This window comes from Alcanivorax xiamenensis (assembly GCF_009846745.1).
Lineage (GTDB): Bacteria > Pseudomonadota > Gammaproteobacteria > Pseudomonadales > Alcanivoracaceae > Alloalcanivorax > Alloalcanivorax xiamenensis.
This window is the reverse complement of sequence record NZ_AQPF01000009.1, coordinates 123,771-134,685: the sequence shown is the minus strand read 5'-3', so window position 1 is coordinate 134,685 and position 10,915 is coordinate 123,771. Positions and strand designations below refer to the sequence as shown.

The 10,915-nt window shown below is 58.9% G+C and carries 8 protein-coding genes; all 8 read left to right on the top strand.

The genetic code is table 11. The annotated features are described in order from the left end of the window. Window positions 1-137 precede the first annotated feature (137 nt). The 8 genes from A6D6_RS08640 to gspF all read left to right on the top strand — a co-directional run bounded on the left by A6D6_RS08640 (window position 138) and on the right by gspF (window position 10,874). Window positions 138-839 carry a hypothetical protein gene (locus A6D6_RS08640; protein ID WP_159660492.1) on the top strand — a complete coding sequence of 234 codons (702 nt, stop codon included), beginning with the start codon at window positions 138-140 and terminating at the stop codon, window positions 837-839. A gap of 275 nt (window positions 840-1,114) precedes the next feature. Then, window positions 1,115-4,783 carry a response regulator gene (locus A6D6_RS08635; protein WP_159660491.1) on the top strand — a complete coding sequence of 1,223 codons (3,669 nt, stop codon included), beginning with the start codon at window positions 1,115-1,117 and terminating at the stop codon, window positions 4,781-4,783. Window positions 4,784-4,806: 23 nt separating this feature from the next. Next, the gene (locus A6D6_RS08630) at window positions 4,807-5,661 is read left to right on the top strand and encodes a CheR family methyltransferase (protein ID WP_159660498.1); all 855 of its coding nucleotides are present in this window, start codon (window positions 4,807-4,809) and stop codon (window positions 5,659-5,661) included. A 13-nt stretch (window positions 5,662-5,674) separates the two neighbouring features. Further along, complete coding sequence (locus A6D6_RS08625) at window positions 5,675-6,154, top strand: response regulator (RefSeq protein WP_159660490.1); 480 nt, start codon at window positions 5,675-5,677, stop codon at window positions 6,152-6,154. 89 nt (window positions 6,155-6,243) lie between these two features. Next, window positions 6,244-6,819: a chemotaxis protein CheB gene (locus A6D6_RS08620; RefSeq protein WP_133490789.1), complete on the top strand. Its 576-nt coding sequence runs from the start codon at window positions 6,244-6,246 to the stop codon at window positions 6,817-6,819. 1 nt (window position 6,820) lies between these two features. After that, window positions 6,821-7,954 carry a response regulator gene (locus A6D6_RS08615; protein ID WP_201303735.1) on the top strand — a complete coding sequence of 378 codons (1,134 nt, stop codon included), beginning with the start codon at window positions 6,821-6,823 and terminating at the stop codon, window positions 7,952-7,954. Window positions 7,955-8,004: 50 nt separating this feature from the next. Continuing rightward, window positions 8,005-9,486 (top strand): type II secretion system ATPase GspE, encoded by a 1,482-nt coding sequence (gene gspE, locus A6D6_RS08610; protein WP_133491005.1) that lies wholly within the window; start codon window positions 8,005-8,007, stop codon window positions 9,484-9,486. 167 nt (window positions 9,487-9,653) lie between these two features. Beyond that, the gene (gspF, locus tag A6D6_RS08605) at window positions 9,654-10,874 is read left to right on the top strand and encodes a type II secretion system inner membrane protein GspF (RefSeq protein WP_133490790.1); all 1,221 of its coding nucleotides are present in this window, start codon (window positions 9,654-9,656) and stop codon (window positions 10,872-10,874) included. The last annotated feature ends 41 nt before the right edge of the window (window positions 10,875-10,915 follow it).

Here is a 10,915-nt window from a genome sequence, read left to right as displayed (position 1 = left end):
ACTTGTTAAATACTCACCGCTGTCGCTTCTGTTTTCCGGTTAGGACGTTTTCTGTAGAGGCTATTTCCCGAACTGCTAACTGTAGAGATGGCCTGGCTTCAGATTTGAAGGGTGACGAATAGCACAGGGACCAAACGATGGCAAACTATGTGCAAGTAGGACAATCAAGGACTTCTGTCACGGCCAATACCCAAAGGGCGGTAGTTAAAGTTGATGTCAGGCCTTTTTATGTATTGATGTATGGCGAGCCTGGTATCCGAAAAAATGCCGGAAAAGTCTTTCAGTGGGCAGCGGAAACCAAGGCCAGGGAGCTTGAAGAGCAAGAGAACGCTGAAACTCTGGTAACTCCGGTGACGAATTTTGAGGAGTTCAAAGCGGCCATCGAAGGGGCTGCCCCGGAAACACCGCCTCTTTTGGCTCGTGTTGTCAGCGGTGTTTACTTTTTTGGCCACGCAAGTAGCCAGGCTATTTTTGTCGGGGAGAACGCTTGGGCCGGAACGAATGTCGATCTGTCAAATGTATTCGGCCTTACTCCAGGCAACATGCGTAAAAATGCGAATGTTTGGCTCTATTGTTGTAATGCTGGTAATACTGCCAGTGGAATGCCATGTATCGCGGAATTAATGGCGGATATTATCAGACGTGATGTATACGCATTCAGTAGTGGCATGCACTATCAAAACTCTCCAGAGCTTAGGGGACTGGCATTGGCTATGCCGCTGAAAGACCGCAAACCTATGTATTTGGTGCCGGACAATGGCAAGCCGGCAACCCTTTTCCCCAAGCCAGGCATTCATGAGAGTAAAGAAGAAAAATATATTGGGCCCGAACAGCCTTAGCGAAGGTTTGCTGCGACGGATAACCTTGCCCCCGTCTACAAGTCCCTGAAAGCCATTTGGCCAGGCTTCCAGCGCACGCTCCCGCGACTCCCTTTCTGACACCTCCCTCGGGCTAAAAGTGTGCGCCATATCTCGTTTTTTGCCCCTCGCACGGGCCGAGCTCCGCTTAGGGTTTGGCCCTTTCGTCCTTTCTGTTAGCCTACGAATTTAGTCTTATTCCCGTTTTGGGGGGGAATACAACAAAAGCGCCTGTAGGCACGCATGGGGACGCGTTAATGAGGTGGTTTCAGAATCTGTCCGTCCGGCTGAAGATTCTCGCCGTGGCGGTTTTGGGGATTGTGCTTTTTCTGGCTTACTTTTTGTACAGCTACTATATCGCCGCGACCAATATTGATCACTTGAGCCGCATCGAGAACCATGACTTCCCGGTGCTGGAGCTGGTGAACGCCAACAATCTCGAGTTCGTGGGGATCGCCGACGCCTACAGTACGGCCATCGCCCAGATCGACGAGCGGCCGCTGGATGAGGCCAGGGTGCGCTCGGACCAGTTTCTGGAACGGCTTGGTGATATCGACCGGCTGGATCCGGCACTGACCGATGACGTGGACAAGATCCGCATGTCCTTCATCGATTATCTGAACGAGGCAACGGGGCTCGCCCAGGCGCTGATTGAAGACCCCATGACCCTGGTGAACAGCTACGCCTGGCTTGATCGGGTGGAGCTGCTGGAGCGGCAGCTCAAGCAGACGCAGGACGAATTCCAGGCAAAGCGCTATGAGGCCTTCCGTGGCACTCTGCTGCGGAGCCGTGAAGACAACCGCAGCACCCAGATGATCGGGCTGGCACTGGGGGTGATGGCCTTTACTCTGCTGGGCTGGATCGCCTTGAGGGTGACGCGCTCGATCACGCGCCCCTTGGAGGATGCGGCGGGAGCCGCGGACAGCATCGCCAACGGCAACTGGGATACGGCGATTCAGAGTGAAAGCCGGGATGAGACCGGTCATCTGATCCGTGCCATCCGCAAGATGCGGGACACAATCAAACATCGCATCGAGGACGAAAAACGCCAGGAGCAGATCAAAACCCGGCTTTCCCAATTGGGGGATCTGATGCGGGGCGACATGGCCATCGACAAGCTTGGCAGCAATTTGCTGGGTTATGTGATTCCCACCTTGAACGCTCAGATCGGCGCTTTTTATACCTTCGATGTGGAGCGCGAGCGCCTGTACATGCGGGCAGCCTACGCCATGCAGCGCCGTAAGCATCTGGCCAATGACTTCGCTCTGGGGGAATCCCTGGTCGGCCAATGTGGACTGGAAGGCAAGCCCATCATTCTCGAGGAGGTTCCGGAAGATTACATCCTGGTGTCCTCCGGCACGGGCAACGCGGTGCCCCGTAATCTGATGGTAATTCCCATCTTCCATGAGGAAGAGCTCAAGGGGGTGCTGGAAATCGGCTCCTTCCGACGTTTTGAGGATGATGATCTGACGTTCCTCGAGCAAGGGGTGGAACTGATCGGAGTGGCATTGCATAGCGCGCAAAGCCGGTTGCGTTTGGGGGAAATGCTGACCCGCACCCAGGAGCAGGCCAAGGAGTTGAGTCAGCAGAAGGAGGAGATGGCCCGGGCCAATCAGGATCTGGAGCGTCAGGCCTCCGAACTGGCGGCGTCGGAATCGCGCCTGCAGCAGCAACAGGAAGAGCTCAAGGCCATTAACGAGGAACTGGAGTCGCAAACCCAGGCGCTACGGGCATCGGAAGAGTCCCTGCAGGCGCAGCAGGAAGAATTGCGAGTGACCAATGAGGAGTTGGAGGCCCAGGCGCGCATGCTCAGTGAGCAAAAAGGAGAGATGTCGCGCAAGAATACCGAGTTGGAGACGCTTCATGAGGAGCTGGAAGACAAGGTCAAGGAGCTGGAGCTGTCCTCCAAGTATAAATCCGAGTTCCTCTCCACCATGTCCCATGAGTTGCGTACACCGCTCAACTCGATCCTGATTCTGTCCAACGCCCTGGGGCAGAACAAGAAAGGCAATCTGGACGAGAAGCAGGTGGAGCATGCCCAGGTCATTCATTCCGCCGGCTCCGATCTGCTATCGCTGATCAACGACATTCTCGATATCTCCAAGATCGAGGAAGGCAAAATGGATGTGGTGATCGATGAGATCACACCCCGGGACGTCTCCGACTACTTCCAGCGGCATTTCACCCATGTGGCCGAGAATAAAGGCGTGGGTTTCAACGTGGTGATTCAGGAGGACGTGCCGCCGCATTTTTACACGGACAAGCAGCGTCTGGAGCAGATCGTCAAGAACCTGCTTTCCAACGCCCTCAAGTTCACCGACACAGGCGGCGTGACGTTGACCATCGGGCGTCCCGCCCAGGACGAGCGCATTCCCGGACGGACTCTGGAGCGTGAAGGCACCTTGTGTTTCGCCGTCACCGACACCGGGGTGGGCATCGCCGAGGACAAGCAGAAGTTGATCTTCGAGGCCTTCCAGCAGGCCGACGGCACCACCAGCCGAAAATATGGCGGCACCGGACTGGGACTGACCATTTCCCGGGAGCTGGCCCGCCTGCTGGGCGGGGAAATCGGCCTGCGCAGTGATGGGCTGGGGCAGGGGGCCACCTTCACTCTGTATTTGCCGGAAGGCGAGGCGCTGGGCGTCGAGGCGGCCCTGGAGGAGAGTATGGACGTGGGGGCCAACGCCGAGGCTCACACGGCGCCTACCACCCCCCTCGCCATGGAGCCGTCAGCGGAGGAGTATGTGGTCCGGGAGAAGACCGTGCTGGTGGTGGAGGACGATCGGGAGTTCGCCAATGTGCTGGTGGATCTGGCCGCGGACTACGGACTGGAGAGCCATATCTGCATGGACGGCGAAAGCGGTCTGGAATACGCCAGCCGCTACCGCCCGAGCGCCATCATTCTGGATATCGGTTTGCCGGGGATTGATGGCTGGGAAGTAATGGAGCGCCTCAAGGCCGACCCGCGCACCCAGGACATCCCGGTGCACTTCCTGTCCGGTAAGGATGAGCGCAAGAAAGCGCTGGATCTCGGTGCCATTGACTTCCTGACCAAGCCGGTCAGCCAGGAGCAAATGCTGGCCGCGTTCGGCACCATTGAGCAGGCCATCGAAAAGAATGTTCGCCGCCTCCTGGTGGTGGAAGACAGCGAGGCACAGCACGCCAGTATCCGCGAGCTGTTCGATCAGAAAGGCGTGGAGATTACCGCGGTAACCAGCGGCGAGGAGGCATTGGCGGCACTGGGCGAACGGGTCTACGACTGCATGATCCTGGATCTGACCCTGCCGGACATGACTGGCTTCGAGTTGCTGGAACGTCTGCACGAAGGCGACGAGAACGAGACACTGCCGGTGGTGATTTACACCGGCAAGGATTTGACCCGGGAAGAAGAAGCCAAGCTGCGCAAGTACGCGGACCGCATCATTCTGAAGACCGAGCGGTCTCACGAGCGGTTGCTCAACGAAGCCTCATTGTTCCTGCACTGGCTGGAATCAACGCTGCCGAGCCATCGGCGTGGCAATCCGGAACTGATCGAGCACCGCGACGACATTTTCGAGGGCAAACGGTTGCTGCTGGTGGATGATGACATGCGCAATATCTACGCGTTGTCGGCTCAATTGGAGGAGCTCGGGTTCGATATTGAGATCGCCAACAACGGCCGTGAGGCGGTCGAAGCCCTGGAAGCCTCACCGCAAACCGACATCGTGTTGATGGACATCATGATGCCGGAGATGGACGGCTATCAGGCCATGGGGCATATCCGCCAACAGGCCCGATTCGCCTCCTTGCCAATTCTTGCCCTTACCGCCAAGGCGATGAAGGATGACCGGGCCAAGTGCCTGGAGGCGGGCGCCAATGACTACTGCTCCAAACCCATCGACATGAGCAAGCTGACCTCGCTGATGCGGGTCTGGCTGCATCGCTAGGAGGGCATGTCGTGCAGCAGTCCATGGACGTGATCGACGATGATCAGATTCAAATCGAGGACATTGAGATTCGCCTGCTGCTGGAGGCGATCTACCAGCTCTACGGCTACGATTTTCGCGCCTACAGCAGGGCGTCCATGCGGCGCAGGGTGATGCACCGGTTGACCATGTCGGGTTTCCCATCGGTGACGCAAATGACCGAGCGGGTGCTGCGGGATCGGCAGTTCTTCGTCACTTTACTGAACGATCTGACCGTCAATGTGACCGAAATGTACCGGGATCCCGAGTTCTATCGCGCCTTCCGCGAGGACGTTATCCCGGTGCTGAAAACCTTTCCGTTCATCAAGATCTGGCATGCCGGTTGCTCCACCGGCGAGGAAATCTATTCCATGGCCATTCTGCTGGAGGAGGAAGGGCTTTACGACCGGACCATGCTGTATGCCACCGACATCGACAAGAACGTGCTGTTGGCGGCGAAGAAAGGCATCTACCCGATCGACGCCTTCAAGCAGTATACCGAGAACTACCGCCGGGCCGGTGGCCGCAAGTCGTTGTCGGAATACGCCACGGCACGGTACGACAGCGTGATCATGGAACAAAGGCTAAAGCGCAACATCGTTTTTGCCGATCATGATCTGGCGACGGACCAGGTGTTCGGCGAGATGCACGTGATTTTGTGCCGGAATGTACTGATCTACTTTGACCGGCCGTTACAGGAACGGGTGATCCGCCTGTTCGACGACAGCCTGGATCTGGGCGGTTTCCTCTGCCTGGGGACCAAGGAAAGCCTGCGTTTCAGTGGTAACGAAGATGCCTTCGACGTGATCAACAAGTCGCTGCGCATCTTCCGTAAGCGACAGATCCCACATAACGCCTAAACCGAGAAGAGTGATGATCGAGCAGAAGCTGCTTTTGGTCGATGACCAACCCGCCAATCTGGTATCCCTGGAAGCCATTCTGGAGGAGGAAGGGCGGGTGTTGCTCAAGGCCGAGTCCGGTCAGGCCGCTTTGAGAATCATGCTCAGGGAAGACATTTCACTGGTGCTGCTGGATGTGCAGATGCCAGGCATGGACGGTTTCGAGGTGGCGGAGCTGATGCGTCAGCGCAAGGACACCCAGACCATTCCCATTATTTTCGTGACCGCCATCTCCAAGGAGAAAAAGTACGTCTTCAAGGGCTATCAGGCCGGGGCGGTGGACTACCTGTTCAAACCGCTGGACCCGCTGATTCTGAAAAGTAAGGTCAATTTCTTCCTGGAGCTGGACCGGCAACGCCGGGACTTGCTCGCCAAACTGAAGGAAGCCCAGGCTCACCGTGCGGCCTATGAGGCGGAGAAGGCCCGTATGCAGCGTGAGCGGGGGGACGGCTGAAATCAGCAGACAGGAGGCATGGCGGACAGGGAGCGGGTGGCAATGACACGATACCGGCAAGCCCGTGGGCGCCGTGCCGGGTGGGCGTCATGGGCCGGGCGGTGAAGGCGGTAGTGATGGGGGCGTCCTGGGGAGGGTTGAACGCCTTCTCCACGATTCTGGCCGGTTTGCCGTCGCGGTTTCCGGCGGCCGTACTGTTGGTCCAGCATCAGCACGCCAGCGCCGATAACCGGTTGGCATGGCTGCTGTCCCGCTACAGCACCTTGCCGATGCGGTCCCCGGAGGACAAAGAGGAGATTCTGCCCGGTCACGTTTACGTGGCACCGCCGGGATACCACATGCTGGTCAGCGAGGATGACACCGTGGCACTTTCCACCTATCGGCCTGTGCACTTTTCCCGGCCGTCCATCGATGAACTGTTCTTCTCGGCCGGCCACGCCTACGGCTCGGCGCTGGTCGGGGTGCTGCTGACCGGCGCCAACGATGATGGCTCCGACGGTCTCGACTATATCCGTCGGCGCGGCGGCCATACTCTGGTGCAGTCACCGCAAAGTAGCGAGGCGCCGGTGATGCCAGAGGCGGCGATAATAAAAGGCGCGGCACGGGAGGTGCTTGATCTGGAACGGATCGGCCCGTACCTGGCGGACTATCTGGTTGGGTTGTGACATGAAGAAACAGAATATTCTGGTGGTGGACGATCGTCATGAGAACCTGGTCGCCATGGAGGCGGTACTGGAGGGGGAGGACCGGAACCTGATCATGGCGAAATCCGGTGACGAGGCTCTGGCATGGGCGCTCAAGCATGATCTCGCCCTGATTCTGCTCGATGTGCAGATGCCGGATATGGATGGCTTCGAGGTCGCCACGTTGCTGCGACAGAATCGTCGCACCCGGCATATCCCGATCATTTTTGTCACCGCCATTTCCAAAGACCAGAGTTACGTCTTCAAGGGCTATCAGCACGGGGCGGTGGACTACCTGTTCAAACCGGTGGATGAACAGATCCTGGAAGCCAAGGTCAATGTCTTCCTCGAACTGGATCGTCAGCGCTGGCGCCTGCGGCAAGCGGTGGTGCAGATGAAGCGCCTCAAGGACGAGAACGAGCGTTTGCTGCAGGCGCTGGGGGATGCCGTCATCGGCACCGACGCCGACGGCGTGGTCAGTTTCTGCAACGCGTCCGCCTGTGCGTTGCTGGATCGCGAGCGGGATTCGCTATTGAGCCTGCCGATTACGCAAGTGCTGCCTATCGCCGCAGGTGACGACAGCAACGCAAGCTGGCAGGATAGCCCCATATTCGCCCGTTGCTCACAAGGGGAAGCCTGGGAAGGTGATCTGACCCTGGAAAGCGGCAGCGAGGAAGCGCCTCAATACCTGCGGGTCCACGCCAATCCGGTGTGTCGCCAGGACGATCCGTTCACCGGAACGGTATTCGTGCTGCGGCCGCGCCATGGCGAGGAACCGATGCGTGGCCCGGAGCGTCGCAAACATCCCCGTAAACAGATGTTTCGGGAATTGGTGGTGTTTGATCGCGGCACCGGTGGTAATGTGGGCAGGCTGACCAACCTGAGCCTGGGCGGGTTCCGGCTGGCCATGCGCCGTGAAGCGGCGCCGGGCGAGCACTGGGAACTGGGCATGGTGCTTCCGGATCGCATCGGAGACGTGAACACCATGAGCTTCGACGCCCGGGTGGTGTGGAGTGAGCAAGGAACCGGTCCTTCTGAATATCACGGGGGGTTCCAGTTCCTGGATCTCTCGGAGGCGAATCGGGAGATTGTGGAGACGTTAATGAACAGGTATTGACCATGAGCGAAGCAGTCCTGGAAGGCACCGAAGAACGGCAACCGGCCGATATGGAAGAAATGCAGGACGGCCCCTTGCTGTTGCCCTATGGTTTCGCGCGCCGCTTTGGCGTGTTGCTTAGGGAGAGGGAAGGGCGCCAGGAGTTATGCTGTCGTCGTGGCGCGAACCTCTCCGCCTTGTCCGAGGTGCAACGCTGGTTGGGCACCTTGCCCCCGGTGGTGACGCTGGATGAAGGGGCGTTCAGCACCGCCATGGCGCTGACCTATGAACAGCAGCGCGGTGCCGCGGCGGAAGCCGCCGATAACCTGGAAGGCCTGGACCTGGCCAGCCTGGCGGATTCTCTGCCGGAAACCTCCGACCTGCTGGAGCAGGAAGACGACGCTCCCATCATTCGCCTTATCAATGCCTTGTTTCAGGAAGCCATCCGCGAGAACGCCTCCGATATCCACATCGAGACTTTCGAACGCCGCCTGGTGGTGCGCATGCGCGTGGACGGTGTGCTGCGCGAAGTGCTGACCCCGAAGCGGGAACTGGCGCCACTGTTGGTATCGCGCATCAAGGTCATGGCGCGCATGGATATCGCTGAGAAACGGGTTCCCCAGGACGGTCGGATTTCCCTTCGCCTGGGTGGCCGTGATGTGGATGTGCGGGTATCCACCATGCCCTCCAGCAACGGTGAACGGGTGGTGCTGCGTTTATTGGACAAGCAGGCCGGTCGCCTGCAGGTATCCCACTTGGGCATGGGGGAAGTGTGTGACGCGCGCATGCGCGAGCTGATCCACAAACCCCACGGCATCATTCTGGTCACCGGGCCCACGGGTTCCGGTAAAACCACCACTTTGTACGCATCCCTCACCGAGCTGAACGAATCCACCCGCAATATCCTGACCGTGGAAGACCCGATCGAATATCAGTTGGAAGGGATAGGGCAGACCCAGGTCAACAGCAAGGTGGATATGACCTTCGCCCGTGGCCTGCGCGCCATCCTGCGTCAGGACCCGGACGTGGTGATGGTGGGGGAGATCCGGGACCTGGAAACCGCGGAGATCGCCGTGCAGGCGTCCCTGACCGGTCACCTGGTGCTTTCCACCCTGCACACCAATACAGCGGTGGGCGCGGTGACCCGTTTGCAGGACATGGGTATCGAACCTTTCCTGCTCTCCAGCTCCTTGCTTGGAGCCCTGGCTCAACGGTTGGTGCGAGTGCTTTGCGATGATTGCAAGGAAGGCCATCAACCCACCGAGAGCGAGCGCGAGATGATGGGGCTGGCGGCGGACCAGGAGGCGACCCTGTATCGCCCGGTGGGCTGTGAAAAATGCAACCACCAAGGTTATCGCGGACGTACCGGTATCTATGAGCTGGTGATCATCGATGAGCCCATGCGTCAGCTGATTCATGATCGCGCCGGCGAACTGAAGCTGGCCCGTCACGCCCGCACTTTGACGCCGAGCATCCGTGATGACGGCTGGCGCAAGGTGCTGGCCGGAGAAACCACCATCGAGGAAGTGCTGCGGGTCACTCGGGAAGATTGATTCGTCGCTTCCAATAAGACGCCGGAAAGGCGCATGGAGACATGTCGTGAAGTATGTAATTCGAGTAATCGAAGACGGCCGGCAAGAGTTTGTCATGCAACGGTCATGGTTTGCGGTGACAGTGCCCGCACTTTGCGCCTTTGGGTACGCAGTAACAGGTCACCATCATGCCCGCGTTTGAATATCGTTCCCTGGACCACCGGGGCAAAGTCAAAAAAGGCACCGCCGAGGCCGACAGTGCCCGCCAGGTCCGTCAACAGTTGCGTGATAAAGGCTGGGTGCCGCTGGAAGTGGTGGAAACCCGTGATCGCGGCGGGCAGGGCGGACTACGCCTCTCCGGGGGCTCCAACAAGCTCAAGAGCGCCGAGCAGGCCCTGGTAACACGCCAGTTGGCCACATTGCTGAAATCCGGCCTGCCGGTGGAACAGGCGCTCTCCGCGGTGGCCAAGCAGGCCGCCAACCCGCGCGTCGAACGGATCATGATGGCGGTACGCGCCAAGGTTCTGGAGGGCTTCAGTCTGGCCCGCGCCTTGGCGGAGTTCCCGCGAGCGTTCCCGGAGATGTACCGGGCGACGGTGGCCGCCGGTGAACAGAGCGGGCATCTGGAGCAGGTACTCGAGCAACTGGCCGATTATCTGGAAACCCGTCATGACACCGGCCGGTCGGTATCACAAGCGATGATCTACCCGGCCTTCATCATGGTTTTTTCCATGGTGTTGATCGCCTTCCTGATGACCTTCGTGGTGCCGAAAATGGTGGCGGTGTTCGAAAACCGCGATCAGAAGTTGCCCACCATCACCGAGGTGGTGATCTGGCTTAGTGATTTTTCCCGCGATTGGGGCTGGCTGGTGATACTGGCCATCATCGCGGCCATTGTGCTGTTTGCCCGTGCCTTGCGTGAACCGGCATTCCGTCTGCGGGTGCATCGGCGCCTGGTCAATACCCCTCTGGTGGGGACCATGCTGCGCGCTTCGGACAGCGCCCGCCTGGCCAGTACACTGGGGATTCTCGGGCGTTCCGGCGTACCGTTGGTGGACGCTCTGTTCATCGCGGCCCAGGTGGTCGGTAATCTGGCCATCCGCGAGGCAGTCAAGAATGCGGCGGCACGGGTGCGCGAAGGTGGCAACCTCAGCCGTGCGCTGGACAAGAGTGGCTTTTTCCCACCCATGTTGGTGCAGATGATCGCCAGTGGTGAAACGTCCGGCGAACTGGATCATATGCTCACCCGGGCAGCGGATTACCAGGAACGGGAGCTCAATAGTACGGTCAGTACTCTTGTGGGGCTGCTGGGGCCGATCATGCTGCTGGTGATGGCGGGATTCGTGATTATGATTGTCCTGGCGGTGATGCTGCCGATCTTGCAGATGAACAACTTCATGGCGGGATAATCCCTTTTTTCCTAGATGCTCGACAACGTAAAGAAGGTGAA

Coding starts and splice junctions, on each gene's coding strand:
- A6D6_RS08615 (WP_201303735.1), top strand. CDS start 6,821: ATGAAGAAACAGAATATTCTGGTGGTGGACGATCGTCATGAGAACCTG.
- A6D6_RS08630 (WP_159660498.1), top strand. CDS start 4,807: ATGGACGTGATCGACGATGATCAGATTCAAATCGAGGACATTGAGATT.
- gspE (WP_133491005.1), top strand. CDS start 8,005: ATGGAAGAAATGCAGGACGGCCCCTTGCTGTTGCCCTATGGTTTCGCG.
- A6D6_RS08620 (WP_133490789.1), top strand. CDS start 6,244: ATGGGCCGGGCGGTGAAGGCGGTAGTGATGGGGGCGTCCTGGGGAGGG.
- A6D6_RS08625 (WP_159660490.1), top strand. CDS start 5,675: ATGATCGAGCAGAAGCTGCTTTTGGTCGATGACCAACCCGCCAATCTG.
- A6D6_RS08640 (WP_159660492.1), top strand. CDS start 138: ATGGCAAACTATGTGCAAGTAGGACAATCAAGGACTTCTGTCACGGCC.
- A6D6_RS08635 (WP_159660491.1), top strand. CDS start 1,115: ATGAGGTGGTTTCAGAATCTGTCCGTCCGGCTGAAGATTCTCGCCGTG.
- gspF (WP_133490790.1), top strand. CDS start 9,654: ATGCCCGCGTTTGAATATCGTTCCCTGGACCACCGGGGCAAAGTCAAA.